Raw genomic sequence first — 25,735 nt, forward strand, 5'->3', positions numbered from 1 at the left:
AAACCGGTATCCCGCACATGAAGCGGGACACCGGTTTTTTGTGCCAGCGGGTTCAGCCCCGCAGCCGCCCGATAACCGTGTCCAACGACCAAAGTTGGCTTCCGTTCAGCCATAAATACATCGACATGGCAAGCAAGGCGAGATTGAATTCATAGCCTGTTTCTCGGCCGTTGCCAAGCAGCCCGGCGTCCGCTTTGACGGTGACGATCGCCCCCGTCATAATGATGGCAAACGCCGCAGCCATCAGCCGTGTGCCGAGGCCGAGCATCATCGCCCAGCCGCCGACGAGTTCGACAATCGTGACGATGTAGGCGAGCCAGCCGGGAAGCCCCATTGTCGCAAACGAATCGGCCGCTGCCTCGAGCCCTCGCTGCCATTTCACCCAGCCATGGGCGAAAAAAATGAATCCGGTGACGATTCGCAACAGAAAGGCGCCGAATTCCCGGGAACGCATTAGATTTTCCCTCCTTGTCCCAATCGCATGGTAGTACAATGTTATGCAGGCACGTCCGCTCTCATGCCTTTCGTTAGCCATTCGACCGGCAATGGGCTACAATGGAGGGGAATCGTGTCAAAAGTCAAGGAGGATGGCCATGAAAATAGAAGTATGGTCCGATTTTGTCTGTCCGTTTTGCTATATCGGCAAGCGCCGTTTGGAACAAGCGCTGGAACAGTTTCCGCACCGAAACGACGTGACGGTCGTCTTCCGCAGCTTTGAGCTCGACCCGAACGCTCCCAATGAGACGCCGTTGACCATCCATGAAATCATTGCCAAAAAATACGGAATTACCGTGGAGGAAGCGAAGCGGGCAAACGCGGATATCGGCAGGCAGGCGGAAGCGGTCGGCTTGACGTTCCGCTTCGAGACGATGAAGCCGACGAATACGTTTGACGCTCATCGCTTGGCGCAATACGCAAAGGAAAAAGGGAAGCTTGATGATGTCGTCGAACGGCTGTTTTTCGCGTATTTCACCGAATCAAAGCGAATCAGCGACCGCGCCGTGCTCCTTGACATCGCGGAAGCGGCCGGGCTTGACCGAAGCGAGACGGAAGCGGTGCTTCATGGCAGCCGCTACACAGAGCAAGTGCGAAACGATGAAGCGGAAGCGGCCCGGCTTGGCGTCCGCGGTGTGCCGTTTTTCGTGCTGAATGGAAAGTATGCCATTTCTGGGGCTCAGCCGGTCGATGTGTTCCGGCGGGCGCTAGAAACAGTGTGGGAGGAGGAACAACAAGCTTTGCCGTTGCGGCCGCTCGCTGACGAAGGCGGGGCATGCACGGACGGCAACTGCTCGATCGACGAATCCGTCCGTTAAGCAAACGAACAGCCGGCTAGGATCCGCTAGCCGGTTTTTTTCGTAAAAGAAGGTTAGCCGCGCTTCACAAACAGCGGCAAGTCCGTATGCCCCATCGCGCGGACGTAGACGAACAGCTGCCCTTTATGGTGGATTTCGTGATCCATCGCCATTTGCAGCAGCTGAGTGGCTGGGATGTGAATGCCAAAGATGGAAGTGAAATCGAGCGTCCGGTTAAAGTCGTCATCACTCATTGATTCGATGAGCTGCCTCGTTTTTTCCGTATACGTTTCCGCCAGTTTAGCCAAATTTGTCTCCGGTTCTTCGATTTTTTGCCGGAACAGCGATGGATCGCCGTGTTTCGCCGCGTTGGCGAAATTGTAAAAGCTGAACAGCATATGCGTCGCCAGCTGCTTCGCCGTCATCGACGTCGGCGTCGGTTTGTACTCATAATGCGCTTCGTCGATTTTGTTGATCAGTTCCAGCGTGACATGGCGATGTGAAAGGAAATAGTTCACCCATTTTTGTGCGCGGGGCATGGCGATACCTCCTTTTGGTTAAGGATTCCTGTTTTCATTTTACCATACAATGTCTTTTCGATCACCAGCAGGGGGAAAAGAGGTGATTCGTTATGGCGAGAACAACATTCGCGACCGCCATGGCAGAAGAAATGATCAAGGAACTTAAGAAACTGATAGTTGATCACACGCTACTGATGCGAATGATTAGGAAACTGGTAAAAAAGACTATTTGAGACGAAAAGAAAAGACCGATTCATTCTATGATAGAAGTCTTGAGATGAATCAGCTGATTTCGGTCATTGGAGCGGAAGATGAGGATGAATTTCGGTCCGCTTTGCAGAAGAATGATTTTTAGACGCTGCTGACAGACTGTTGTTCTATGGGGATGACGCGCTTCGTTTCCAACGGTTCCGGTGTCAATCCGTAAATCAAGCACAGCCGAAGCAGATGGCTGTGCCTTATTTTATTGGTTTTGGGAAACTGTCCATCGCATTTTCGCTCGTTATGCTTATGCTAATAGTGACAGATTCCTAAGCGAGAAGGGTGGGAGAGAGAAGCGCGATGGTGAATATTTTTCTTGACCCCGGTCACGGGGGGACGGACACTGGGGCGGTCGGCAACGGATTGCGGGAGAAGGACATCACGCTGTCCATCGCCTTGGAGATGCGCCGCCTTTTGCAAAGTGAGTACGAAGGAGTTTCCGTGCAACTGAGCCGGACAAAAGATGAAACGGTGTCATTGAACGAGCGGACGGAGCGAGCCAACCGCTGGGGGGCCGATTTATACGTTTCGATCCACGTGAACGCGGGCGGTGGCACGGGATACGAAGATTACATTTACTACGAGCTGTCCGAAAATTCCCGAACGGCGCGCATTCGTGATGTGCTGCATGAAGAAGTGATTCGGGCGACAGGATTCCGCGACCGTGGAAAAAAGAAGGCGAATTTTCATGTGCTAAGGGAGACAGCGATGCCGGCGGTGTTGACGGAGAACGGGTTTATCGATAATGAGGAAGACGCAAAAAAATTGGCGGACACCGAATTTTTGCGGACGATTGCCCGCGGTCATGTCAACGGATTAGAACGGGCGCTTGGATTGAGAAAAAAAGAAGGGACGCCGAACAATCCTCCTGAGCAGGATCCGGATGAGCCAAGCGTTCAAAGATTGACGCGTGTGATCGTTGATGGCAAGCAAGTTGGCGCCTTTGCTAAACCGGAAAACGCGCTGCGCCAAGTGGAGCATTATTTAGGAAGAGCGAAGCGGATTGTGCTCGAACAGGTCGAGAAGTGACGAAAAACGCTTGTCTAGCTTTTAGACGGGCATGTGGTTTTGTCCGTTTGTCCTAGGGGAAAGGCCGCCTCCTCCTTTGTTCAGCCGTCATATGAGTATAGCGAGAAACAAAGGAAGGGGGAAAAGACATGTTTGGCTATTCGATCGTCCAGTTGGCCCGCCGCCATGCGGGGCGTCTTGACCGTCCTCTCCGCCATGCGCTTGTCAATATGTACAAACCGATGACGCGCATGCCGTGCATTTTTCACCGTTGGATGGAGCGCTGGCTGCGGAAATGGCGGAGGCTTTCCGTCTTGATTGAAGTCGAAAATGCTGAAGGGATGGAGGCAGTGGCCAAGGCGGAACGCGATCATTTCCGTATGACAGTACGCCACCATTTTCGCCATGTTCCCTTCTACAGCGCAAGGGTGACACCTGCGGCGCTCGAGCAGCTGCTTGAGCATCCAAAAGTGAAAAAAGTGTATCTTAACCGCACCGTCAAAGCGTTATTAAACAACGCCGTGCCATCGGCGAATGCGAAACACGTCACCGTCAATGGAACCGAGCTGAGCGGCAAAGGGGTGACGATTGCGATTGTCGACACCGGCCTTTACCCGCACCCGGATTTAGAAGGACGGATTGTGGCGTTTGCTGATTTGGTGAATGGCCGCACGGCACCGTATGATGACAATGGTCACGGAACGCATTGCGCCGGCGATGCGGCCGGAAACGGGCGCATGTCCGACGGGCTGTACGCCGGGCCGGCGTATGAGGCGAACGTCGTGGGCGTCAAAGTGCTCGACCGCTCGGGAAGCGGGACGCTAGAGACCATTATCCGCGGCATCGAATGGTGCATTGACTACAATAGGAACAACCCGACTAAGCGCATTCAAATCATTTCTTTATCGCTTGGTGGGGAGCCGCAGCCGTTCCCGGCCGAAAATGATGATCCGCTCGTGCAAGTCGTCGAACGGGCGTGGGAAAACGGCATTGTCGTCTGTGCAGCGGCGGGAAATGAAGGACCAAATTATGGAACAATCGCCAGCCCGGGCATCAGCGACCGCATCATTACGGTCGGCGCCCTCGATGACCGCGATACGGCGGAAACGCGCACCGATGATGCGGTGGCGCCGTTTTCGAGCTGGGGGCCGACGGAATATGGGGTGACCAAACCGGATCTCGTCGTCCCGGGGGTCAACATTGTTTCGCTTCGCGCACGGCGTTCATTTCTTGACAAGATGAATAAGCAAAGTCGGATCGGTGATTATTATACGGCGATGTCCGGCACATCGATGGCGACGCCGATTTGCGCCGGCATTGTCGCGTTAATGCTTCAGGCGAAACCAACCGCGACGCCGGACGAGATCAAGCAGGCGTTAAAAGACGGCGCCGATTTGTGGAAGGGGCGCGACCCGAACGTATACGGGGCGGGCTATGTGAATGCGAAGCGGGCTGTCGAGCGGCTGCTGCAAGGCTAGAAAAAAAGAGGGAGGCGCTTAGTGAGCGCTTCCCTCTTCGTCTTCACGGTTGTTATAATCGTATTTCGATGGATCGACCGGTTTAAAGCCTTTTGGCGTATAGAACCGGAGCAAATCGCCGTAAACGACTTTATCGGACAAATCGAGCTTCGTGCGCACGATTTGTTCAAGGCGTTGAATCTCCGGCGTTTCTTCAAGTGGTTCGCCCGTTTTTGTATCATAGTATTTCCCGTTGACGGCCGTGACTGTCGGTGTGACAAAATCGCCGTTGCGGAACGGGATGATCTCTTGATGGTCCGGCGACAACAAGTCTGTTCCGAAGTGGACATAGTTTTTCGTATCGATGCCAAGCAAGTGCAGCAGCGTCGGCAGCAAGTCGATTTGGCCGCCAAACTCGTGAATGACGCCGCCTTTGATGCCCGGAACGTGGATAAATAGCGGCACCCGCTGCAATTGAGCATGTTCATACGGCGTAATTTCTTTTCCTAAAATTTGTGCCATGGCTTTGTTATGGTTTTCGGAAATGCCGTAATGGTCGCCGTACAAAATGATGACCGAGCGGTCGTACAGACCCGATTTTTTCAGATAATCAAAGAACTCTTTGACAGCCTCATCCAAGTAACGAGCCGTTTGGAAATAACGGTCGACCGAGCCGTCGCCAGTCGTTGCCGGCGGGATCGTAGCGTCTTCCTCGCTGATCGGGTACGGGAAGTGGTTCGACAACGTAATAAATTTTACATAGAACGGCTCTTTCAACGTCTCTAACAGCGGGATCGACTCCCGGAAGAACGGTTTGTCTTTCAGACCGTAGTTCAAGACGTCTTCGTCTTTCATGCTATAGTAGCTGGCGTCAAAGAAATGATCAAATCCGAACGACTTGTAAATTTCATCGCGGTTCCAGAACGATTTGTAGTTGCCGTGGAAAACGGCGCTTGTATAGCCATATTGACGCAAAATAGCCGGAGCCGCATGGTACGTATTTTGCCCTTTGGTCGTAAAGACGGCGCCTTGTGGCAGGCCGTACAACGAGTTTTCCAACATAAACTCCGCGTCCGACGTTTTTCCTTGTCCGGTTTGATGGAAAAAGTTATCAAAATAGAACGTATTCGGAGCGCGGGTGAGCGAGTTCAAGAACGGAGTGACCTCTTCCCCATGCAACTTGTAGTTAATAACAAAATTTTGTAGCGACTCTAAGTGAATGTAAATGACGTTTTTGCCTTTCGCCACCCCGAAATATTTTGGATTCGGTTTGGCGTACGTCGCCTGCACGTGGTTCAGCACCGTTGTGATATCGCTTTTGTTCGCGAACGCCCGTTGTGTTGACGATTTCATGCTCTGAATGGCATCGTAAATGAGATAGTTGTATATACCTAAATATTTCACGATGTAATTCCGGTCAAACGTTCTCGTCAGCAGTTGCGGGCGGTCAGCCTCAGCGAGCGCCAAATTGACGCTGAACATCAGAATGGCCGAAGCGAATACAATGCTTTTTTTGAAGCGGCCGGCTTGCACTTGCGGGAGTGGAACGCGCTTAGAGATCACAAGCGCCGCCAAAATGGCCGTATCCAAGAAATAAAACACATCGTACCACTTCAGCAATTCCCAAATACTTCCACCCAAATCACCGAAGTTTTTCGTTTGCGTCAGCGTCGGCAATGTAATGAAATCGCTGAAAAAGCGGTAATAGACGATGTTAGCGTATAAAATGAACGATAAAGTGAAATTAATAATAATGATCCAGCGGTAGAAGCGCGTATCCTTTGCGAGGAGCGCCAACCCTAAGAAAAACACTGCCGAACTGATCGGGTTGATCAGCAGCAAAAATTCCTGCATCGAATTGCTGATGCCGAGGTTAAACTCGGCCAAATAGGCGATATACGTCTTCAGCCAAAACAACAGCACCGCCAAAATAAAAAAACCAATATATTGGTTAGAGAGAGAACGGCACATCGTCAACCAAGCTCTTCCCATCTTTTTTACGTTCACGTCCTCTTCTCCTCCTTTGCCTCGTATTCTTCCATCCTACATTTCTCTGTTTATATGAAAATATGCACGTTGCGTTCTTACATCATTTTACATCGGATCGTCTCCATGTCAAGTAGCATAATACTTCTTTTGCCAAAAGTCAATGGAATGTTTTTCGGGATGATAAACGCCTCCTTCCTCGTTTGGCTGGATGCGGCGGCGAGGAATGGACTGCCATTCATTTAGACGAATCGCAACAAAAAAAGTTTCAACAAGTTTGTCCCGATGTCCATGCTCTTTACCCATTTTATTACCCCGATTTACGGTTATGATAAAAATTGTCCCGTACCGAGAACGGGTTATTTTTGGTATAGTTTTTCTATATGCGGTCCGCTACCTTGAATAAAGTAGAGGGAAGGTGATGGGATGATGAAGGGAAAAGGCATAGTTTTGGATCCGCCGAAAATTCTCGTACTAGGGTTCGCGCTCATTATTCTGGCAGGGGCGCTGCTGCTGACGCTTCCTATGGCGACGGTCAACGGAAAAGGGCTGCCGTTTTTGGACGCGCTGTTTACTGCGACGTCAGCGACGTGTGTCACCGGCCTAGTCGTTGTGGATACAGGAACGACGTTCACATTGTTTGGTCAACTTGTCATTTTGGCATTAATCCAAGTCGGCGGGCTCGGGTTTATGACGTTTGCGACATTGTTTGCCTTTTTGCTCGGCAAGCGCATTTCGCTGAAAGAGCGGCTCTTGCTGCAAGAGGCGCTGAACCAGTTGACGATTGAGGGCATCGTTCGATTGGTGAAACGCATTTTTATTTTCACCATCGTGATTGAAGGCGTGGGCGGCGTGTTGCTTTCGCTTCGGTTTGCGTTGGACATGCCGGTCGGCCGGGCCATTTATTTCGGCTTTTTTCATGCGATCTCCAACTTTAACAACGCCGGCTTTGACTTAATGGGCGAATTTCGCAGTTTAACCGGGTACGTAGATGACCCGGTCGTCAGCCTTGTCGTGCCGCTGCTGATCATTTTAGGGGGAATCGGTTTCATCGTCATGAACGAAGTATACGAATATCGGCAAACACGCCGCCTTTCCCTTCACACGAAAGTGGTCGTTGCGACGACCGGCTGGCTCCTGCTGGCCAGCATGGCGTTGATTTTGGTGCTGGAATGGAACAATCCGAAAACGATGGGACCGCTGTCGCTGTCAGGCAAGTTGTTGTCTGCGTTTTATCAGGCGGTGACGCCGCGCACGGCAGGTTCGAACACGCTCAACATCCCCGATTTGACGCAGCCGACCTTGTTTCTCATCATTTTCCTCATGTTTGTCGGCGCCTCGCCGGGCTCGACGGGCGGAGGAATTAAAACGACAACGTTCACAACCTTGCTTGGTGCCGTATGGTCGCAAATCCGCGGGAAGGAAGATGTCGTGCTGTTTCGCAACCGCGTCATTTACGATACGGTATACAAGTCGCTGACGGTGACGATGAGCGGGTTGTTCATTGTCATGTTGGTCACGATGGTGCTGACGGTGACCGAGAACGGCAAAGATTTCTTAATGATTTTATTCGAGGCGACATCGGCGTTTGGGACCGTCGGATTGTCAATGGGGCTGACGCCAGAATTGTCTCCGTTAGGGAAAATGGTCATCATTTTGACGATGTTTGCCGGCCGTGTCGGCCCGCTGACGATCGCCTATGCGGTGACGTTGCGCCGTCAGCCGGATCCGTTCCGTTATCCGAAAGGGAGAATGATGATCGGATAACGGTGGGAATAACGGTTTTTTGGCTGACAGACATGGTAAGGAAGAATTGGAGACATGGCCTCGCTGAAACGATGGTTAATCGACAAACAGATGGGGAATAAACCCCTTTTACCAAAAAAATGGTTTACCTAGGTGATCTCCTCGTTTGTTCCAACGGCATTATTTTATTGAGCTTGCTGGTGATCACTATCATTTCACGCTTTGTTCTCATTATGAAAAAAGATGTCGTCATCGCGACATTGCCGTATCATTTGCGGGAATAATGTCGAGAAAAGAGGAAGTATTTCCCCGGAAATCGATTCATGTCGAAGGGGATGACATTCCTCTTGCCTTACTGGGTTGTATATTTTACGGCAAGGGGGATTTCGATGTGGTTATGGGTATCGATGATGGGGTTGGTTTTGAGCGTGAGCATGGACAGTTTAAGTGTGGGTATTTCTTATGGGGATGAGGGGGATCCGTTCAACGGATGCGTTTGGCGCCGGGATTAGTTCGTCGTTTTTGCATCTTCCCGCGCTTTCTTTTGTCCTGCTGGTTGGTTTGTTTACTCTCACGCTGATTCGCGCTGGCTTGTCGCTCGGGCGCTTAGCCTCAAAAACGAAAATCATGAAATAGGCGAATTTGGTACTTGGCTTTGTGCTCATTGTTTTAGTGGCGCGATCGATTCACTGGAGCCGCATCATTGGCCATTGTCGTCTTCGCCGTTTTATGGTCATTCGGACAGCCACGTGCCACCCGTTTCTCGCCCGCATCATGGCGGATCAGGATGGGCGGGAGCCATTGGCGGCTTTGCGGCCGGAATGCTGACGGGAATGATCGCCGAGGAGCTGCTCGATGATGTGATCGATGATGTTGCCGACGATATCGCGGATGGAATCGATGCTGATGATTGGTTTGACGGTGGCGATGGCTTTGACGGCGGGGATTGGCTGTAACGGCGGCGCAACGCAGTTCGCTTTGTCTTCTTTGCGTTGCTAGGCTTGGACAATGGGAACCGTTTCCTCCCTCTAGGCATATACAGTCAATGGAGAATGGCATCAACACCAACAGGGAGGAAACGAAATGAACCACATGCACGGCCATCGCCATTTAGCTTGGCACGAAACGCTGGAACTGCACGAGCTGATTGCGTTTCAAGCCCATGCGCTTATGAAAATGAAAAAGACCGTCGGCAACATTGATTGCCCTGAGTTGAAACGGCTGTATGTCGAGACGATTGAAGGGGTTGAGGCGAACGTCCGCGAGCTGCTTGCCTTTATTCCGTCCGCTCCCATGATGGAGGGGGCGCGTGATGAGGAGGGAAGCGAGACGGCGTTGCATGCAGGGGACTTGCTCAGTTTTGCGAAAACGTCTGTGCGAAATTACGCCGCGGCCATTACCGAAACGGCGACTCCGGTGCTTCGCAAAACGTTCGTCAACCACCTGCTCAAAGCCATCGATACGCATGAAAAAGCGTTTCGCTACATGTATGAGCGGGGATTCTATCCAGCTTATGATCTCGTCCAGCTTCTTCACCATGATGTCCGCCGGGCACAAAAAGCGTTAGCCATGAGATATGAGCGTTAGCCAAGCGTCGAGGGTGTCCCAAAAGGATCGGGACACCCTCTCTCATCGCTATATATAGGCACTAACCGGTCCACCCTGCACTATATGATGTGTCTTTCCTGAGGGGAGATCGCCTTTTGGGTCATCCCCAATTTTTTTGTTTGAATGACAACGGACGAGGCAGGATAGCTCGGGGAGGCTGGCGAATGGATAAACGAAAGCAAGCGGAATAGGAGTGGGATGGATGCCTCAATATATCGTCTTTGATGTCGGTGGAACGTATGTCAAATATGCGGTGATGAACCGCCAAGGAGATTTTTTGGAGAAAGGGAGTTATCCTTCCGAACGGCATGATTTTGCCAAGTTTAAAGCCGATCTGTTGGCTGTTGTCCGTCAAGCCCGAACGAATTATTCGATTCAAGGCATGGCGATGAGCTGTCCGGGGGGAGTGGACAGCGAGAGCGGCATCATCGGTGGAAGCAGCGCGTTGCCTTGCATTCATGGTCCCAATTTCAAAGAAGTGTTCGGCGGCGAGACAGGACTGCCGATTGAATTGGAAAACGACGCGAATTGCGCCGCGCTCGGTGAGCTTTGGAAAGGAGCGGCGAAGCATCATCGCGATGTCGCGTTTGTCGTCGTCGGCACCGGCATCGGGGGAGCGGTCGTGAAAGAAGGCCGCATTCATAAAGGGGCTCATTTGCATGGCGGGGAATTTGGCTATATGTTGATGGACGTTTGCTATGAAGATGGGACGGTGAAAGGAAAAACGTGGAGCGAGTTAGGGGCGACGAGCGCGCTTGTGCGCATGGCCGCGGCGGACATGGGAGTGCCAGAAGGTGAACTGAATGGGGAAAAGGTGTTTGCGCTGGCCGATGAAGGGAATGCCGCCGCCCAAAAGGCAGTGGACCGGTTTTATTTTTCACTTGCCCATGGCATTTTTAATTTGCAGTACGCCTATGACCCGGAAAAAATCGTTCTCGGCGGCGCCGTCAGCAATCGTCCGGACTTTATTGAACAGATTGAACAGCGCCTTTCCCTCTTGCTCGCAGCCGTGCCGTTTGCCAAAGTGAAGCCGGTCATTGAAAAGTGTCACTTCAAAAATGATGCCAATTTGCTTGGGGCGTTGTACCACTATTTGCAGCGGCGCGGGGAACTGCCGCCGGCGTAACGGGCATGCATGACGGCTCCGTCTTTGTCCAGCCAATGAACGGCGCGGGTAGTAGAAACAGATGATTTATAGTACAATAGAGCAGGCGTGACTGAACGGGGAGTGCTATTTTGCCGCTTGGCCCATATGTATGGAAACAGACGATTTCCGCGCAGAAAGGATGGACAAAGATGCAGTGGATGGAGTTGTGGAAGGCCGTCATTTTAGGAATGGTGGAGGGATTGACAGAGTTCGCTCCCGTTTCTTCCACCGGCCATATGATTATTGTCGACGATCTTTGGTTGAAGTCGACGGAGTTTTTAGGCCAATACGCCGCCAATACGTTTAAAGTCGTCATTCAGCTCGGCTCCATTTTGGCTGCCGTTGTGGTGTTTAAAGACCGGTTTTTGGATTTGCTCGGCGTTCGTGGTCGCCATCCGGGCGGGAAGCCGCGGCTGACGCTGCTTCATGTCATCATCGGTCTATTCCCGGCCGGGGTGCTCGGCGTATTGTTTGAAGACTATATCGATGAACATTTGTTTTCAACGAAAACGGTGCTCATCGGCTTAGTGCTTGGTGCGCTGTTGATGATCGTTGCCGACCAATTCGCCAAAAAGGCGGCGCGGGCGCAGACGGTCGACCAAATCACGTACAAGCAGGCGTTTTTTGTCGGTCTCGTGCAATGTTTGTCCTTATGGCCGGGGTTTTCCCGTTCCGGATCGACGATTGCTGGTGGGGTGCTCGCCGGTATGAGCCATCGCGCTGCCGCTGATTTCACGTTTATTATGGCAGTGCCGATCATGGCGGGGGCGAGCGGCCTGTCGCTCTTGAAAAATTGGCAATATGTCAGCGCCGCCGATATTCCGTTTTTCATCGCCGGCTTTTTGAGCGCTTTCGTCTTTGCCTTGCTGGCGATCCGCTTTTTCTTGCAGCTGATTAACCGCATCCGTCTCGTGCCGTTTGCGGTGTACCGCATTGTCTTGGCGGCGGTCATTTATTTCTTGTACTTTTAACTTACCAACGGAAGAAGTCTCCCACTTCTAAACAAAAAAGGGAGATGAATTTCGGTTCCGTCTCAAAAAAGAAAGGCTTGAAACAGTTAGGTATGGTCTAACGGGTTGTCGAACCGTGGGGCACACGGGGGTGGCTCGGTCCACTTCCTGTCGATAGACGCGATGACCCGAGCCCCCGCCCCTAAGCGTCGGCGTAGGTGGTGGAAGTATATCACCGCTCGTTTCGAATGAAGTTTCTCTTCCGGTTTGGTTCGATGTTGACGTGATCCGTCAGACGGGAAGGCGTTAACGATGAGGAAGCCCGTTCGAGGAGGGAGGAAGGCGATGCCCAGCAACGGCCAATAGCGGCGTGAGGCATCGCCTTCTTTTGATCAGCGGGCGGTATCTTCAATGACAGAAAGAAGCGTTTGCAGCGGATCGTTGTTGCCGGACCGTTCCATGTTTTGCCGGTAGCGGTCTCGGTTTTCGTACAGGCGGCGAATGGCCGCTGGCAATGATTCGTCTGTCAAGTCTTCTTCCATTAACACGGCTGCATAGCCCGCTTTTTCAAATGAGCGAGCGTTTAAGATTTGGTCGCCGCGGCTGGCGGCTTTTGAGAGCGGGATGAGCAACATTGGCTTGCGCAAGGCCAGCAGTTCGAAAATGGCGTTCGCGCCGGCGCGGGAGACGACGAGATCGGCCAAGGCCAGCAGGTCAGGCAGCTCTTCGTTGACGTATTCGAACTGTCGGTAGCCTTGTTGGCCTACTAGGCTTGAATCGACGTTGCCTTTTCCGCAGATGTGGACGATGTCAAATTCGCTCAGCAGCGCGGGCAGGCAGGCGCGCAATGCATCGTTGATCGTTTTTGAACCTAAGCTGCCCCCCATGGTGAGCAGCACCGGTTTTTTTCCCGCAAACCGGCAAAGGCGTCGCCCCCGCTCCGCGCTTCCGTGTTTCAGCTCTTCGCGGATGACGGCGCCGACGTACACCGCTTTGTCGGCTTGCACATGATTCTTTGTTTCCGGAAAGGTCAGGCAAATTTTTGTCGCAAACGGCATGGCGATTTTGTTGGCCAAGCCGGGCGTCAAATCAGACTCATGAATGACGGACGGAACGCCGTTTAGCCAAGCGCCGAGAATGACGGGAACGGAGACGAACCCGCCTTTGGAGAATACGACCGCCGGCTTTTCTTTTTGGATCAAGCGATACGCTTGCCAAATCCCTTTTAAGACGTGAAACGGGTCCTTAAAGTTTTTCCAATCAAAATAACGGCGCAGCTTTCCGGTTGATACCGGATAGTACGGAACGCCGTCGATGCGGCCGATAATCTCGCGTTCAATACCTTGATGGGATCCGATGTACACGATCTCCCATCCAAGCTCTTTCAGCTTCGGGATGAGGGCGACGTTGACCATGACATGTCCAGCCGTGCCGCCGCCGGTTAAAACGATTTTTTTTCGCAACACACATCACCTGTCTTGTTGGCAAAATGAACCTATGCCATTCTAGGCTCCGAGAGGCAGAAAAGTTTCCGCAGGCAAGGCCCGCTAGCGGAAATTCCCGCCCCAACATATCGTGCCCATCTGTCATTATAGCAAATTTCCCGCCGCTGATGGAGGAAACCAGAGAGCGGTGCATTTCGTATTGAGCAGGAGGAATGGGCAAGGCGACTTCATTTCGTGTGCATCCTTTTTCTAGAAGGCCGGTGAAAAACCGCTGTCACACACCAATCGGCGGCATTTTCATTCAAAAAAGAAAGCTGATTCTGCAAAGTTTCTCTAATTGAGAAATGGATGGGATCAGTAGCGTTTTACACGAAATCACCAGCCTCCTAGAAGGCCGGTGATGATGAATAAAAGTGTGCAGTGTTGCAAGACTTTTCTATTTGAGAAACGATGCTAGGAAGCGGTATGCACGATGGAATCACCAGCATTCTAGCGATTTATTAAACAGTGATCGGCTAGTCTCCTATTTTCAAAGACACGAAATATTGGTAAAGTACTATCAAGGGGTGAAGACGAGATGTTGGCATGGCTGGTTGGTTGTTTGTTGGTTGGAATCGTTAGTTACGGGGTTGTGCCGACGATCGTCATTCGCAAAAAGCGGGTGCGTTTGTTTCGTGAAGGAACGGCGCCTGACTGCCTCGCTTTGACGTTTGATGATGGCCCTGACCCGTATTATACGCCAAAGCTGCTTGATTTATTAAAGAAATATGGAGTGAAAGCGACCTTTTTTGTCGTCGGTCAAAAAGTGGAGCGCCATCCGGAGATCGTGCGGCGGATGGTGGAAGAGGGGCACGAAGTCGGTCTGCATAATTACCGTCATATCAGCAATTGGCTGCTTCCGCCGTTTTGGCTCGACCGAGGGTTGCGGCGGACCGCTGCGGCGATTGAGCGGGCGACCGGGCAGCGTCCCTTATATTATCGGCCACCATGGGGCCATTTTAACGCTTGGACGCCCATTGTGCAAAAGCGATATGTTACCGTGTTATGGTCGCATATTCTTGGTGATTGGAACGAGAAATTGGGTACAATGGAATTGTTCCATCGATTGCGGGCGGCTGTGCGCGGTGGAGCTGTGATCGTATTGCATGACAACGGTGATGCTTTAGGAGCGGATCAACGCGCTCCGGAGCAGATGCTGGCCGCTCTTGAGCTGCTGCTGAAGGATGAAACGGCGAAAAAGATGCGCTGGGTGACGATTACAGACTTGAGAAACGCGCAAACTAATCAACAAAGGCTGTCGATGTAATGGGGGAGCTATGGATACGAGCGTATGGTTGCCGTATGTTCAGTCGTACGGGTATGTGATGTTGTTTTTGCTTTTGTTTTGTGGCATCGTTGGCATTCCGGCGCCGGAGGAGAGTTTGCTTTTTCTTGTCGGAGTCATGATCGCCAAAGAGCAACTGCTGTTTTGGCCGACGATCGCTTCGTGCTGGGGTGGAACGATGGCCGGCATGGTAGCCGCGTATGGGGCTGGAAGATGGTGGGGAGTTCCGTTTGTGCAAAAATACGGAAAATATGTAGGGATTACGAAGGAGCGGTGGGAACAGGCCCAGCTTTGGTTTCGCCGCCGTGGAAAATGGGGCATTTTGTTCGGGTGCTATGCCCCAGGGGTGCGGCAAATCTGCCCGTATATGGCGGGCGTGAGCCGTCTCCCGTTTCGGACGTTTTTCTGGTTGGCTACGGTCGGGACAGCCGGATGGGTCATTCCTTTAACGTTGGCTGGACAGCTGCTCGGCCGGCATCTCCATCTCCCCCTCGCTTCCTTCCCGCTCGCTGGATTGGGATTGTTTTTGCTGTTTTTGCTTGCGGCATGGGTCGGACAGCGGAGGCGAAAAAAATCTATGGAGAGCTAAAGGGTGCGATCGATGATGAAAGTGTTGTTTTTGCCGCTGTTTCAAATGAATACCGGACACCATAAAGTGGCCGATACGCTGATCGATTTTTTGCAACGGCAAATTCCGGCAGTTGAAAGCAAAAAAATCGATTTTTTGAGCTATTGCAATGAACTGATGGAAAAGATGGTGTCGGAGGCATATTTGCGCTGGATTCGCTCGCATCCCGGTTCGTATCACCGCTTGTACAAAACGCTCATGTACCAAGAGCTGTCACGGTTTGAGCTGATGCCGTTCGAGCCATGGCTTCCTTACTTCGAGAGCAAGATGAAAAAGATGGTGGAGCAAGAGCGTCCAGATCTTATCGTCTGTACCCATTCGTTTCCATCACGCATTTTGCAGCGGCTGAAGCGGAAACGAGCCTTGGCCGTTCCCGTAGTGAACGTCTATACGGACTTTTTTATGAACAGCGTATGGGGAAAACGATTCATTGACTACCATTTTGTTCCCCATCAAGAAGCCAAATGGGAGCTGATGACGACATACGGACTCGATCCGGCCCGCATTGTTGTGACAGGCATTCCGGTCCATGATGTGTTTACGAACCGTGCCGAGGGGCGGCGAAAACGGCAGCCTGCTCACGTGCTTGTCGCTGGCGGAAACCAAGGGCTCGGCAATATGATGGCCTTCTTACAGGCGGCGCGAACATCGGCTCGGTTCCGCTACTCTGTGTTATGCGGCGCCAATCGCCAACTGTACGAAGAAATCGCCAGCTGGCAGCTGCCCCACATTCGCCCACTTCCGTACATCACCGACCCTGAGGAGATGAACCGGCTGTACGATGATGCGGATGCGGTGGTGACGAAACCGGGCGGGGTAACCGTCAGCGAACTGCTTCATAAGCGCATTCCGATCTTTGCGGTCGATTGCTTGCCTGGGCAAGAGCGCATTAATTTGCAATACTTGCAGCGAAACGGCCTCATTTACCATTTGAGCGGACCGGAACAAGTCGAACAGGAGATGTTTCGGCTGCTGACCGACGATGTCGAGAAAAACCGCTTTTTCCGGCGTGTCTCGGACTATTTTGCTGGGTTGGAAAAAACGGCGCAAGAGGCGCTTGCCGAAATGGTGGCCGCGATGCCGCAACGCGTGGCTTGGCGGGTGTTGCGTCCGTAATGAGAAGCCATCTGACAGGAGTTGGATGGCGTTTTTTTGTGCGGAAAGACGGAGGTGTGGCGAAACAACCCACACCGCACATAATAAAATATCAGACCGTTGGGTGTGAACCGTGTTACAATAGACAACGATGGCTAAAGAAACGAGGAGGAACGATGATGAAAACGAGAGTAGGCGTGTTATACGGGGGCAAATCGCCTGAACATCAAGTGTCGCTGTCAACGGCCATGGCGGTGATGAACGCGATCGATCCTCATAAATTTGCTGTAGTTCCCATTTATATTACGCCGGAAGGGAAATGGATTAAAGGAGAGCCGCTGACGGGTCCGGTCAAGGAAGTCAAGCAGCTCCAATTTGTGTCAGACGCTACCGCGATGATCCCGGTGTCTTTGAACCAAGTCCAACCATCGGATGTGGGTGGCCAAGAGGAAGCGATCGATGTCATTTTCCCGCTTTTGCACGGACCAAACGGCGAAGACGGAACGGTGCAAGGGTTGCTGGAAATGCTCAACCTTCCGTACGTCGGCAATGGGGTGCTCGCCTCTGCCGTCGGGATGGATAAAGTGGTGATGAAAAACTTGTTTGCCCAAGCTGGGCTGCGCCAAGCGAAGTATGTGGCAGTGACAAAATACGAATGGAACCAAGGCGGCGAGACGGTGTATGACCGGGTTGAACAGGCGCTCGGCTATCCGTGCTTTGTCAAGCCGGCCAACGCCGGTTCGAGCGTCGGTATTTCGAAGTGCAAGCGGCGCGATGAGTTAAAAACGGCGTTTGCTGAGGCGTTTACGTATGATCGGAAAATTATTATTGAGGAAGCCATTGTCGGCCGAGAAATTGAGATTGGCGTGATCGGGAACGACGAGCCGGTTTGTTCCGTTGTCGGAGAAATTGTGCCGAAAAAGGAATTTTATGATTATGAAGCGAAGTATGAAGATGGGCAAACGGAGCTGATTATTCCCGCCGCTGTGACGGAGGAACAGTATGAAACGATCCGGTCGATGGCGTTAACGGCGTTTCGGGCCCTTGATTTATCCGGGCTCGCACGCGTTGACTTTTTCCTTGCTGAGAACGGCACGGTGTACATTAACGAAGTCAATACGATGCCGGGATTTACGCCATACAGCATGTTCCCGCTCCTTTGGAAGCATAGCGGCGTGTCATATCCGGAGCTGATCGAGCGCCTCATTGCGCTGGCGTTGGAACGGCATCAAGAAAAACAGACGATTTCGTACACATTGGAACGAAAAAGAGGGTGAGAGCCGATGATGAAACGGACGGTGCGAGAGATTGCTGCGATGACCGGCGGCCGTTGTCCCCGGCCAGAGTGGGAAGACATTGTCGCCTCTGGGGTATCGACCGACACAAGGACGATTGCGGCCGGCAATTTGTACGTCCCGTTGCGCGGCAAGACGTTTAACGGCCACGCGTTTGTGAAAGAAGCGGTGCAGAAGGGAGCGGCCGCCGTCTTATGGACGGCAGCGGAGGGGGAGCCGCCGGAAGGGGTTCCGGTCATCGTTGTTGATGATACATTGACGGCGCTGCAACGGCTTGCTGCCCGCTATCGCGAACAGCTCGGTCTACACGTGGTCGGCGTCACCGGCAGCAACGGCAAAACGACGACGAAAGACATGCTTGCCGCTTTGCTTTCGACCCGCTATCGCGTGCAAAAAACGGAAGGGAACTTGAACAATCATATCGGTGTGCCGCTCACGCTGCTCGCGCTGGAGGAAGGGACAGACATCGCCGTTGTGGAGATGGGAATGAGCGGGTTTGGTGAAATTGAGCGGCTTACGATGATCGCTCGGCCGAACGCCGCCGTCATCACGAACATCGGTGAAGCGCACTTGCAAGAGCTTGGGTCGCGAGAAGGAATCGCCAAGGCGAAACTCGAAATTGTCGCCGGTTTGCATCGCGACGGGTTGTTCGTTTATCACGGTGATGAGCCGCTTTTAGCCGAACGGGTGCCGCATTTGCCGCTGCCTCGTCACGTCGTCACGTTTGGGGAGAGCGAGGAAAACGATTATTATCCGACAGCGGTGCGCATCGAAGCGGGGGGCACGTCATTCGCGGTGAACGCCCTCCCCGGTCGGACGCTGTTTATGCCGGTATTGGGGAAACATCACGTATACAATGCGCTCGCTGCCATTGCCGTGGCTCGCTTTTTTGACATCAGCTGGGAGGAGATTGACGCCGCTCTCTCCCGTTTGCAAGTGACGCGCATGCGTACGGAAGTAGTGAGAACGAAACGCGGCTTTACAGTGATTAATGACGCTTACAACGCCAGCCCGACATCGATGCGCGCTGCGTTGCTGCTGCTTGGAGAACTGGATGGTTATCGGCACAAAATCGCGGTATTGGGCGATATGCTCGAACTCGGCGACCAAGAAGTTGCGTTCCACCGAGAAATCGGGGAAATGCTGCGGCCGCAAATGGTGGATTATGTGTTCACTTACGGACCGTTGGCGCGCCATATTGCCGAGGCCGCCGCGCCGTTTTTTGGCCAAGGACGTGTAACGGCGTTTGACGATAAGACGGCACTGGCCGAGGCCGTGCTATCGGTTGCCTCTCCGGATGATATTGTGTTGTTGAAAGCATCGCGCGGCATGAAATTGGAAGAGCTGCTTCGCTGTTGGGAGTAGCGCCGAGTCAGCGCAAAGAAATGAAGAGCAGGGGGGCGTGGCTGTAAGTCTCCGCGCCGGTTTGCCGGAAATATCGACCGCTTTTGTGATCTTCGTCCGCCGCGCCTGTTATAGCATCGCCCGCTGCATTCATCGATCCGAGGGGGGAAACATTTTTGCCCGCCGCGGACGCCCAACATTGCAAATCGCTGCATAACATGGTATGATAACTGTCAAACCTTTCTCACGAACAAAAGGGACGATTTTGGATTAAGGGAGTTTGAATAACATTGACGACATTTCAAGAATTAGGATTAAGCCAAGAAGTCATGAAAGCCATTGAGCGAATGGGATTTGAAGAAACGACCCCGATTCAAGCGAAAACGATCCCGCTCAGCCTGCAAAATAAAGACGTGATCGGCCAGGCGCAAACCGGAACGGGGAAGACGGCGGCGTTTGGCATTCCGATCGTGGAAAAAGTGGACGTGAAAAACGGCGCCATCCAGGCGCTCGTCGTCGCACCGACGCGCGAGCTGGCCATCCAAGTGTCAGAAGAACTGTATAAAATCGGCGCCGTCAAGCGGGTGCGCGTTTTGCCGATTTACGGCGGCCAAGATATTGAACGGCAAATTCGCGCCTTGAAAAAGCATCCACACGTCATCGTCGGCACGCCGGGCCGCATCATCGATCATATTCAGCGCGGAACGCTGCGCCTTGATCACGTGCATACGGTCGTGCTTGACGAGGCGGATGAAATGCTCAACATGGGCTTTATTGAAGATATCGAGGCGATTTTAAGCCATGTGCCGACCGAGCGGCAGACGCTGCTGTTTTCGGCGACGATGCCGGATCCGATCCGCCGCATTGCCGAGCGGTTCATGAACGAACCGGAGCTCGTCAAAGTGAAAGCAAAAGAAATGACCGTGCCGAACATCCAGCAATACTATTTGGAAGTGCACGAGAAAAAGAAATTTGACATTTTGACGCGGCTTCTGGATATTCAAGCGCCGGAGCTGGCGATCGTGTTTGGCCGCACGAAACGGCGCGTTGACGAGCTCGCCGAAGCGCTCAACTTGCGCGGCTATGCGGCGGAAGGCATTCACGGCGATTTAAGCCAAGCGAAGCGGCTGTCGGTGCTGCGCAAGTTTAAGGAAGGAACGATTGAAATTTTGGTCGCGACCGATGTGGCGGCGCGCGGGCTCGATATTTCCGGCGTCACGCACGTGTACAACTTTGACATTCCGCAAGACCCGGAAAGCTACGTTCACCGAATTGGGCGCACCGGGCGCGCAGGCAAGACCGGGATGGCGATGACGTTTGTCACGCCGCGGGAAATCGGGCAGCTTCACCATATTGAACGGACGACGAAGCGGAAAATGGAGCGCATGAAGCCGCCGACGCTCGATGAGGCGCTCGAGGGCCAACAGCGCGTTGCCATTGAACGGCTGTTGAACGTTGTTGAAACCGAAAACTTATCGTTTTACAAACGGGCGGCGGAAGAGTTGCTTGAGGAGCACGATTCGGTGACGATCGTCGCCGCTTGTTTGAAAATGTTGACGCGCGAACCGGACACGACGCCGGTGAAGCTGACGGAAGAGCCGCCTTTGGCGGTCAAACGGGAGAAAAAGCGAGGCGGTCGCCCGGACAGCTCGACGCGCAGCCGGACGAAAAAACGGCGGATGACGGCGCATTAAGCGCCGTTTTTCTATGCCCGTGGCCGGAACCGCCGCGTTCTTCGAGCGCTTTTCCCCCGTCCGAGGTCGCGCTCTGTTGGTGAACACGATCAAAAAAGACGATTTCGTTTCGGCGCATGGAGCCAAAGGAGGGGTGGTGGGTCAAGGCGGACAGCCAAAAACGGGGCGAGCAGCCCGCCGGTGGTGAAGCCGAACAAATGGGCCATCAAATTTCCGTTGGGCCTTGTCAAAGCAAGCACCAGATTCACAGCGATGACCGCCAGCAGCAGCTGGGCATATCGGGGGGCGATTGCCTCGCGGCGAAACAAAGCGAGATAGCTATACATGCCAAATAAAGCGAAAATGGCACCCGATGCCCCGACGTGTGTATACATTGGCGGCATGAACAAGACGGTGGCGATATTCGCGCCAATGCCGCCCGCGAGGTAAAGGACGAAAAATCGTCTCGTTCCGAGCGCGCGTTCCAGCCATGGACCGCACACGTACAACGAAAGGCTGTTGGCTGCCATATGGCTGAAATCGCGGTGCAGCACGATCGGGCTGACAAGCCGCCAATATTCTCCACGGAGAATGGCGCCGTTTGTTCCGACGGTATACTGCCAAACCGGTTCGAGTGTTGCGATGGGCAGGGCGAACAGCAGCCATAGCGCGATATGGGCGCACAGCAGCGCGGCAACGGCCGGGCAAAGGCGGATCAATGTGCGAATATCGTTTGCGGGAAGAAACACGGATTTGTCTCCCTTCTTAGTGAAAATGAAATGGTATTTCTATGAAACCATTTTATGCGACGCGTCATGAAAACATTTGTCCAAAGAAAGAAGAGGAGGGAAGGCGATGATTATCGGCATCGGCATTGATATTGTCGAGCTGGAACGGATCCGGTCGCTCCTTGAGCGCAGCCGTAAATTCGCCGAGCGCATTTTGACGCCGCGCGAAAAGGCGCAGTTTGATGCGTTGCCGACCGCGCGGCAGACGGAATTTCTCGCCGGTCGGTTTGCGGCGAAAGAAGCGTATGCCAAAGCGCTTGGGACGGGGATTGGCAAGAAGGTGTCCTTTCGCGATATCGAGATCGTTTGCGATGCGAATGGGAAACCGGGGATTCTCGCCCGCCGCGACGGTGAGGCGGTGCACTTGTCCATTTCGCACAGCCGCGACTACGCGGTCGCCCAAGTGATCATTGAGCGTCTCGGCCCGGGCCAGCCGCTCGATGCTTGCCATGGCTAGTCTGCATATTCCCGGACTTTGTCTCATATATTGTAGTGCATGGACAGAAACCGATATATGAGGCAAAGGGGTTGAAGCGATGGGCAAAAAAGTCCTTTTGGCATTCGCCGGCATCATCTTTTTGTTTGCTTTGGCTGGCTGCGGGTCGAAATCACAGGAGGAAGTGCTGAAAGCGCTCGATGAAAAGATGGAAGAGATGACGAGCTATCAAGCGGAAGCGAAAATGACGTTCCGCACGGGGGCCAAGCCGCAAGTATATCATGTGGAAGTATGGCATAAGCAGCCGGCGTATTACCGCGTCAGTTTGAAAAACGCCGACAAAGGGCAAAGCCAAATGATTTTGCGCAACGACGAAGGGGTGTTCGTCTTTACGCCCGCCCTCAACAAAAGTTTTAAGTTTGTCAGCGATTGGCCGAAAAACAGCAGCCAAGCCTATTTGTACGAATCGCTCGTCAAAGACATTTTAAGCGACTCGAAGGCAACGTTTAAGGCAACGAAGGACTACTACGTGTTCGAAACGAAAACGAACTATCCAAACAGTCAGGTCGTTCCGACACAAGAAATTACATTGCGCAAAAAAGATTTGGCACCTGTTTCGGTCAAGGTGATGGACACGGATCGAAAAGCGCTGTTGACCGTGGAATTTTCGAACGTCGAATTCAACAAAACGTTTGATGACGATGCGTTTGATACGTCCAAAAATATGACCGGGGCGCGCCTCGAAGTACCAACGATGGCTGAAGGCAGCGGACAAGTGATGGCCGTGATGTATCCAAGCCGCCTTCCGCAAGGCGTTCAAGCGCTAGAAGAAAAAGAAATCAAAAACGAAAACGGCACACGGGTGATTATGACATTCGGCGGCCAAAAATCGTTTACCCTCGTGCAAGAAAAAGCGGAAGTGCTCCCGGCGACAAGCACGCCGGTGCTCATTAACGGCGATCCTGTTGATTTAGGATTCACGGTCGGCGCTCTCACCGACAGGACGTTAACTTGGTCGTATAATGGAGTGGAATTTACATTGGCTTCAGACGATTTGACGCCGGAAGAAATGATCATGGTTGCCAGCTCGGTGCAAGAAAAAGCAGCCAAATAGAAGCATTGGAAAAGGCGGATTCCCCGCTTCGGGCGTGGGGCCGCCTTGTTGTTATTTTCCAGCCCGCGGTTTAGAACGTTGGTGAAAAACGCTGTTTCCCTTCATCAATGGGAGAATGAGTGAAAAACAGGACCGATGCAACAAGGTTTTTCGAATGGAGAAATGACATGGTAAAGCTGTATCCGCGATGAAATCACCACCCTCTTAGATGGTTGGTGAAAAACCGCTGTTGGCCTTAATCGGTGATGGAACGCGTGAACATAGCGGCTGCTCCAGCAAGTTTTTTCTACTTGAGAAATGATTCCGAGAAGCGGTTGAGCGAGTCAATCGCCAGCCTCTTAGGCTGGAAACGGGCTTTCCAAGGTGAAAGGTCGTTCAAGGAGAGGACGGAATGAAACAAGAGAGGATGGGAATCGTTTGCGCTCCCTCGGGCAATGGGAAAGGAGCGGCCCTTTGCAACATTTTCCTCCGTGAAGGCCGTTTTTTCGCCGCTCCTCCTATTCCTTCTTTTTGAAGAACGTGATAAACTAAAAAAGGATTGAGAATCGTTGAAACGCTTACAAAGCGGCTATTAAGGGAAAGGCAGCGAAAGAAGGATGGACGACTTTCATCGCGATACATGGGCGGAAATCGATTTGGACGCTATCTATGACAACGTCACCAATCTGCGCCGTTTTTTGCCAACGGGCACGAACATTATGGCGGTCGTCAAGGCAAACGCTTACGGGCACGGTGATGCTGAAGTGGCGAACACCGCGCTGGAGGCCGGCGCTTCTTACCTGGCTGTCGCTTTTTTGGATGAGGCGCTCGCGCTAAGGAAAAAGGGCCTCGCCGCCCCTATTTTAGTGCTCGGAGCGTCTCGCCCGGAAGATGTGAGCCTTGCTGCGGAACACCGCATTGCTCTCACCGTGTTCCGTTTGGATTGGTTGGAAAAAGCAGCAGCGCTGTATCAAGGTTCTGCCCCGGTTTATTTTCATTTAAAGATGGATACGGGAATGGGTCGGCTTGGCGTCAAGGATGAACAGGAGACGAAGCAAATGGCGGCGCTGATCGAACGTCATCCGCATTTCATCCTTGAGGGAGTTTACACACATTTTGCGACGGCCGACGAAATCAATACGGACTATTTTTCGTATCAGTACGATCGTTTCTTATCGATGCTTGAGTGGCTGCCGTCGCGGCCCCCGCTCGTTCATTGCGCCAATAGCGCCGCGACGCTCCGCTTTCCCGATCGAGCGTTCAATATGGTTCGCTTCGGCATTTCGATGTACGGGCTCGCCCCGTCGCCAAGCATCAAGCCGCTGCTCCCGTACGAGCTCAAGGAGGCGTTCTCGCTCCATAGCCGCCTTGTGCATGTGAAAAAGCTGCAACCGGGGGAAAAGGTGAGCTACGGAGCGACGTATACGGCGCAAGCGGAAGAGTGGATCGGCACGATCCCGATCGGCTATGCCGATGGCTGGCTGCGCCGCCTGCAGCATTTTCATGTGCTAGTTGACGGCAAAAAAGCGCCGATTGTCGGCCGCGTTTGTATGGACCAATGCATGATCCGTCTCCCGGGGCCGCTGCCGGTCGGCACGAAGGTGACGTTGATCGGCCGCCAAGGGGACGAAGTCATTTCCGTCGATGACGTCGCTCGCCATCTGGATACGATCAACTATGAGGTGCCTTGCCTGATCAGCTATCGGGTGCCCCGTATTTTTTTCCGAAATAAGCGTATAATGGAAGTGAGAAATGCCGTTGGTCGCGTGGGAATGAATGCATAATTTGCTTCGGGAGACAAAGGATAGAAAACGGAGAAATGACTTTGCAGCGCCGTTGTTTAATGGTATCATGAAGTGGAAGCAATGAATGGCTGCAGTTCTTGGAGGTGTATATTCGTGTCGGAATCGGGCGCAACAACGGAAATCATCGTTCGCTTGCCGCAATCGCTGCTGACGGAGCTGGATGTGCTTGTCAAACAGGAAAATGGCAACCGCAATGAACTGATTTATCAGGCGACAAAAATGTATATTCGTGAGCGGAAAAAACGGCAAATCCGCGAGGCGATGAGACGGGGCTACATGGAAATGGCAAAAATCAATTTATCTATCGCTTCTGAAGCGTTTCATGCTGAATACGAGGCCGACCACACCGTTGAACGCTTAGTTAGCGGGGGGGTAATGCTTTGATTGTCAAACGTGGCGACGTGTATTTTGCGGACCTTTCCCCGGTTGTTGGCTCAGAGCAGGGCGGCGTGCGTCCCGTCTTGGTCATTCAAAATGACATCGGCAACCGCTTCAGTCCAACGGTAATCGTTGCGGCAATCACGGCGCAAATTCAAAAGGCAAAATTGCCGACGCATGTGGAGATTGACGCGAAGCGTTACGGGTTTGAACGCGATTCCGTCATTTTGCTTGAGCAAATCCGTACGATCGATAAGCAACGGCTGACCGATAAAATCACCCATTTGGATGACGAAATGATGGATAAAGTCGATGAAGCGTTGCAAATTAGTTTAGGGCTAATTGACTTTTGAGCTTCGTTGCCTTGCCACCGCAACGCGTTTTTGTGGCCAATAAGACGAGGGAAAGCGGCGTTGACGTGCGGCATCGGTCTTGGATAATGGTCTGTGGATGAG

At 52.7% G+C, this 25,735-nt stretch carries 26 protein-coding genes and 1 pseudogene; 21 read left to right on the plus strand and 6 right to left on the minus strand.

Going from position 1 to position 25,735, the window contains the following annotated elements; translation table 11 throughout:
* Positions 1-52: 52 nt before the first annotated feature.
* Positions 53-454 carry a DoxX family protein gene (locus GC56T2_RS01090; RefSeq protein ID WP_144972447.1) on the minus strand — a complete coding sequence of 134 codons (402 nt, stop codon included), beginning with the start codon at positions 452-454 and terminating at the stop codon, positions 53-55.
* A 139-nt stretch (positions 455-593) separates the two neighbouring features.
* Here GC56T2_RS01090 and GC56T2_RS01095 point away from each other — a divergent pair, with 139 nt between their 5' ends.
* Positions 594-1,313: a DsbA family oxidoreductase gene (locus tag GC56T2_RS01095; RefSeq protein ID WP_144972449.1), complete on the plus strand. Its 720-nt coding sequence runs from the start codon at positions 594-596 to the stop codon at positions 1,311-1,313.
* Between the two features lie 53 nt (positions 1,314-1,366).
* Here the strand turns inward: GC56T2_RS01095 and GC56T2_RS01100 are convergent, their stop codons facing one another.
* Entirely contained in the window at positions 1,367-1,831 is a 465-nt protein-coding gene (locus GC56T2_RS01100; protein ID WP_144972451.1) for a DinB family protein, read from the minus strand.
* A gap of 543 nt (positions 1,832-2,374) precedes the next feature.
* Between GC56T2_RS01100 and GC56T2_RS01105 the strand changes: the two genes are divergently transcribed.
* Positions 2,375-3,103 (plus strand): N-acetylmuramoyl-L-alanine amidase, encoded by a 729-nt coding sequence (locus GC56T2_RS01105; RefSeq protein ID WP_144972453.1) that lies wholly within the window; start codon positions 2,375-2,377, stop codon positions 3,101-3,103.
* Between the two features lie 128 nt (positions 3,104-3,231).
* Positions 3,232-4,560 carry a S8 family serine peptidase gene (locus GC56T2_RS01110; protein WP_144972455.1) on the plus strand — a complete coding sequence of 443 codons (1,329 nt, stop codon included), beginning with the start codon at positions 3,232-3,234 and terminating at the stop codon, positions 4,558-4,560.
* A gap of 18 nt (positions 4,561-4,578) precedes the next feature.
* On the opposite strand, the gene ltaS is transcribed toward GC56T2_RS01110, so the two are convergent.
* Positions 4,579-6,531: a lipoteichoic acid synthase gene (gene ltaS, locus GC56T2_RS01115; RefSeq protein ID WP_144976963.1), complete on the minus strand. Its 1,953-nt coding sequence runs from the start codon at positions 6,529-6,531 to the stop codon at positions 4,579-4,581.
* A gap of 123 nt (positions 6,532-6,654) precedes the next feature.
* Positions 6,655-6,831 carry a hypothetical protein gene (locus GC56T2_RS17675; RefSeq protein ID WP_172706355.1) on the minus strand — a complete coding sequence of 59 codons (177 nt, stop codon included), beginning with the start codon at positions 6,829-6,831 and terminating at the stop codon, positions 6,655-6,657.
* A 123-nt stretch (positions 6,832-6,954) separates the two neighbouring features.
* On the opposite strand from GC56T2_RS17675, the gene GC56T2_RS01120 reads away from it, so the two are divergent.
* The 6 genes and pseudogenes from GC56T2_RS01120 to GC56T2_RS01145 all read left to right on the plus strand — a co-directional run bounded on the left by GC56T2_RS01120 (position 6,955) and on the right by GC56T2_RS01145 (position 11,997).
* A complete protein-coding gene (locus GC56T2_RS01120; protein WP_144976966.1) occupies positions 6,955-8,292 on the plus strand; it encodes a TrkH family potassium uptake protein in 1,338 nt (445 codons plus the stop codon).
* A 145-nt stretch (positions 8,293-8,437) separates the two neighbouring features.
* Positions 8,438-8,743, plus strand: a complete 306-nt coding sequence (locus GC56T2_RS17680) for a hypothetical protein (protein WP_172706354.1) — start codon at positions 8,438-8,440, stop codon at positions 8,741-8,743.
* 199 nt (positions 8,744-8,942) lie between these two features.
* Positions 8,943-9,227: pseudogene (locus tag GC56T2_RS01130) on the plus strand (sporulation protein); the annotation flags it as partial.
* A 127-nt stretch (positions 9,228-9,354) separates the two neighbouring features.
* Positions 9,355-9,858, plus strand: a complete 504-nt coding sequence (locus GC56T2_RS01135) for a spore coat protein (RefSeq protein WP_144972457.1) — start codon at positions 9,355-9,357, stop codon at positions 9,856-9,858.
* A gap of 223 nt (positions 9,859-10,081) precedes the next feature.
* Positions 10,082-11,005 (plus strand): ROK family protein, encoded by a 924-nt coding sequence (locus GC56T2_RS01140; protein ID WP_144972459.1) that lies wholly within the window; start codon positions 10,082-10,084, stop codon positions 11,003-11,005.
* A 170-nt stretch (positions 11,006-11,175) separates the two neighbouring features.
* The gene (locus GC56T2_RS01145; RefSeq protein ID WP_144972461.1) at positions 11,176-11,997 is read left to right on the plus strand and encodes an undecaprenyl-diphosphate phosphatase; all 822 of its coding nucleotides are present in this window, start codon (positions 11,176-11,178) and stop codon (positions 11,995-11,997) included.
* A gap of 371 nt (positions 11,998-12,368) precedes the next feature.
* Here GC56T2_RS01145 and GC56T2_RS01150 read toward each other — a convergent pair whose 3' ends face one another.
* Positions 12,369-13,439, minus strand: a complete 1,071-nt coding sequence (locus GC56T2_RS01150) for an undecaprenyldiphospho-muramoylpentapeptide beta-N-acetylglucosaminyltransferase (RefSeq protein WP_144972463.1) — start codon at positions 13,437-13,439, stop codon at positions 12,369-12,371.
* A 559-nt stretch (positions 13,440-13,998) separates the two neighbouring features.
* On the opposite strand from GC56T2_RS01150, the gene GC56T2_RS01155 reads away from it, so the two are divergent.
* The 7 genes from GC56T2_RS01155 to cshA all read left to right on the plus strand — a co-directional run bounded on the left by GC56T2_RS01155 (position 13,999) and on the right by cshA (position 20,801).
* Positions 13,999-14,727 (plus strand): polysaccharide deacetylase family protein, encoded by a 729-nt coding sequence (locus GC56T2_RS01155; protein WP_144972465.1) that lies wholly within the window; start codon positions 13,999-14,001, stop codon positions 14,725-14,727.
* A 10-nt stretch (positions 14,728-14,737) separates the two neighbouring features.
* Positions 14,738-15,334 carry a DedA family protein gene (locus GC56T2_RS01160; RefSeq protein WP_144972467.1) on the plus strand — a complete coding sequence of 199 codons (597 nt, stop codon included), beginning with the start codon at positions 14,738-14,740 and terminating at the stop codon, positions 15,332-15,334.
* Between the two features lie 12 nt (positions 15,335-15,346).
* Positions 15,347-16,489 (plus strand): MGDG synthase family glycosyltransferase, encoded by a 1,143-nt coding sequence (locus GC56T2_RS01165; protein WP_144972469.1) that lies wholly within the window; start codon positions 15,347-15,349, stop codon positions 16,487-16,489.
* A gap of 158 nt (positions 16,490-16,647) precedes the next feature.
* Positions 16,648-17,745, plus strand: coding sequence for a D-alanine--D-alanine ligase (locus tag GC56T2_RS01170; protein WP_144972471.1), 1,098 nt, complete (start codon positions 16,648-16,650; stop codon positions 17,743-17,745).
* A 6-nt stretch (positions 17,746-17,751) separates the two neighbouring features.
* Positions 17,752-19,128, plus strand: coding sequence for a UDP-N-acetylmuramoyl-tripeptide--D-alanyl-D-alanine ligase (locus GC56T2_RS01175; protein ID WP_144972473.1), 1,377 nt, complete (start codon positions 17,752-17,754; stop codon positions 19,126-19,128).
* 37 nt (positions 19,129-19,165) lie between these two features.
* Positions 19,166-19,324, plus strand: a complete 159-nt coding sequence (locus tag GC56T2_RS17685) for a hypothetical protein (protein ID WP_186440017.1) — start codon at positions 19,166-19,168, stop codon at positions 19,322-19,324.
* Positions 19,325-19,397: 73 nt separating this feature from the next.
* Positions 19,398-20,801: a degradosome RNA helicase CshA gene (cshA, locus tag GC56T2_RS01180; RefSeq protein WP_033023675.1), complete on the plus strand. Its 1,404-nt coding sequence runs from the start codon at positions 19,398-19,400 to the stop codon at positions 20,799-20,801.
* Between the two features lie 89 nt (positions 20,802-20,890).
* On the opposite strand, the gene GC56T2_RS01185 is transcribed toward cshA, so the two are convergent.
* Complete coding sequence (locus GC56T2_RS01185; RefSeq protein ID WP_144972475.1) at positions 20,891-21,529, minus strand: rhomboid family intramembrane serine protease; 639 nt, start codon at positions 21,527-21,529, stop codon at positions 20,891-20,893.
* Positions 21,530-21,635: 106 nt separating this feature from the next.
* Between GC56T2_RS01185 and acpS the strand changes: the two genes are divergently transcribed.
* The 5 genes from acpS (at position 21,636) to ndoA (ending at position 25,633) form a co-directional block, all read left to right on the plus strand.
* Positions 21,636-22,025: a holo-ACP synthase gene (acpS, locus tag GC56T2_RS01190; protein ID WP_144972477.1), complete on the plus strand. Its 390-nt coding sequence runs from the start codon at positions 21,636-21,638 to the stop codon at positions 22,023-22,025.
* A gap of 79 nt (positions 22,026-22,104) precedes the next feature.
* Positions 22,105-23,118, plus strand: coding sequence for a LolA family protein (locus GC56T2_RS01195; protein ID WP_144972479.1), 1,014 nt, complete (start codon positions 22,105-22,107; stop codon positions 23,116-23,118).
* A 596-nt stretch (positions 23,119-23,714) separates the two neighbouring features.
* The gene (gene alr, locus GC56T2_RS01200) at positions 23,715-24,881 is read left to right on the plus strand and encodes an alanine racemase (RefSeq protein WP_144972481.1); all 1,167 of its coding nucleotides are present in this window, start codon (positions 23,715-23,717) and stop codon (positions 24,879-24,881) included.
* A gap of 114 nt (positions 24,882-24,995) precedes the next feature.
* Complete coding sequence (locus GC56T2_RS01205) at positions 24,996-25,286, plus strand: CopG family ribbon-helix-helix protein (protein ID WP_144972483.1); 291 nt, start codon at positions 24,996-24,998, stop codon at positions 25,284-25,286.
* Positions 25,283-25,633: a type II toxin-antitoxin system endoribonuclease NdoA gene (gene ndoA / locus GC56T2_RS01210; protein ID WP_003253417.1), complete on the plus strand. Its 351-nt coding sequence runs from the start codon at positions 25,283-25,285 to the stop codon at positions 25,631-25,633. Before GC56T2_RS01205 ends, ndoA begins: the two co-directional genes overlap by 4 nt.
* Positions 25,634-25,735 lie beyond the last annotated feature (102 nt).

Source organism: Geobacillus sp. C56-T2, assembly GCF_007829715.1.
Classification (GTDB): domain Bacteria; phylum Bacillota; class Bacilli; order Bacillales; family Anoxybacillaceae; genus Geobacillus; species Geobacillus icigianus.

Bases quoted from the DNA above. Each gene is read 5' to 3' on its own strand.
- GC56T2_RS01090 (WP_144972447.1), bottom strand. From the start codon at position 454: ATGCGTTCCCGGGAATTCGGCGCCTTTCTGTTGCGAATCGTCACCGGA.
- GC56T2_RS01095 (WP_144972449.1), top strand. From the start codon at position 594: ATGAAAATAGAAGTATGGTCCGATTTTGTCTGTCCGTTTTGCTATATC.
- GC56T2_RS01100 (WP_144972451.1), bottom strand. From the start codon at position 1,831: ATGCCCCGCGCACAAAAATGGGTGAACTATTTCCTTTCACATCGCCAT.
- GC56T2_RS01105 (WP_144972453.1), top strand. From the start codon at position 2,375: ATGGTGAATATTTTTCTTGACCCCGGTCACGGGGGGACGGACACTGGG.
- GC56T2_RS01110 (WP_144972455.1), top strand. From the start codon at position 3,232: ATGTTTGGCTATTCGATCGTCCAGTTGGCCCGCCGCCATGCGGGGCGT.
- ltaS (WP_144976963.1), bottom strand. From the start codon at position 6,531: ATGGGAAGAGCTTGGTTGACGATGTGCCGTTCTCTCTCTAACCAATAT.
- GC56T2_RS17675 (WP_172706355.1), bottom strand. From the start codon at position 6,831: ATGGGTAAAGAGCATGGACATCGGGACAAACTTGTTGAAACTTTTTTT.
- GC56T2_RS01120 (WP_144976966.1), top strand. From the start codon at position 6,955: ATGAAGGGAAAAGGCATAGTTTTGGATCCGCCGAAAATTCTCGTACTA.
- GC56T2_RS01135 (WP_144972457.1), top strand. From the start codon at position 9,355: ATGAACCACATGCACGGCCATCGCCATTTAGCTTGGCACGAAACGCTG.
- GC56T2_RS01140 (WP_144972459.1), top strand. From the start codon at position 10,082: ATGCCTCAATATATCGTCTTTGATGTCGGTGGAACGTATGTCAAATAT.
- GC56T2_RS01145 (WP_144972461.1), top strand. From the start codon at position 11,176: ATGCAGTGGATGGAGTTGTGGAAGGCCGTCATTTTAGGAATGGTGGAG.
- GC56T2_RS01155 (WP_144972465.1), top strand. From the start codon at position 13,999: ATGTTGGCATGGCTGGTTGGTTGTTTGTTGGTTGGAATCGTTAGTTAC.
- GC56T2_RS01160 (WP_144972467.1), top strand. From the start codon at position 14,738: ATGGATACGAGCGTATGGTTGCCGTATGTTCAGTCGTACGGGTATGTG.
- GC56T2_RS01165 (WP_144972469.1), top strand. From the start codon at position 15,347: ATGATGAAAGTGTTGTTTTTGCCGCTGTTTCAAATGAATACCGGACAC.
- GC56T2_RS01170 (WP_144972471.1), top strand. From the start codon at position 16,648: ATGAAAACGAGAGTAGGCGTGTTATACGGGGGCAAATCGCCTGAACAT.
- GC56T2_RS01175 (WP_144972473.1), top strand. From the start codon at position 17,752: ATGATGAAACGGACGGTGCGAGAGATTGCTGCGATGACCGGCGGCCGT.
- acpS (WP_144972477.1), top strand. From the start codon at position 21,636: ATGATTATCGGCATCGGCATTGATATTGTCGAGCTGGAACGGATCCGG.
- GC56T2_RS01195 (WP_144972479.1), top strand. From the start codon at position 22,105: ATGGGCAAAAAAGTCCTTTTGGCATTCGCCGGCATCATCTTTTTGTTT.
- alr (WP_144972481.1), top strand. From the start codon at position 23,715: ATGGACGACTTTCATCGCGATACATGGGCGGAAATCGATTTGGACGCT.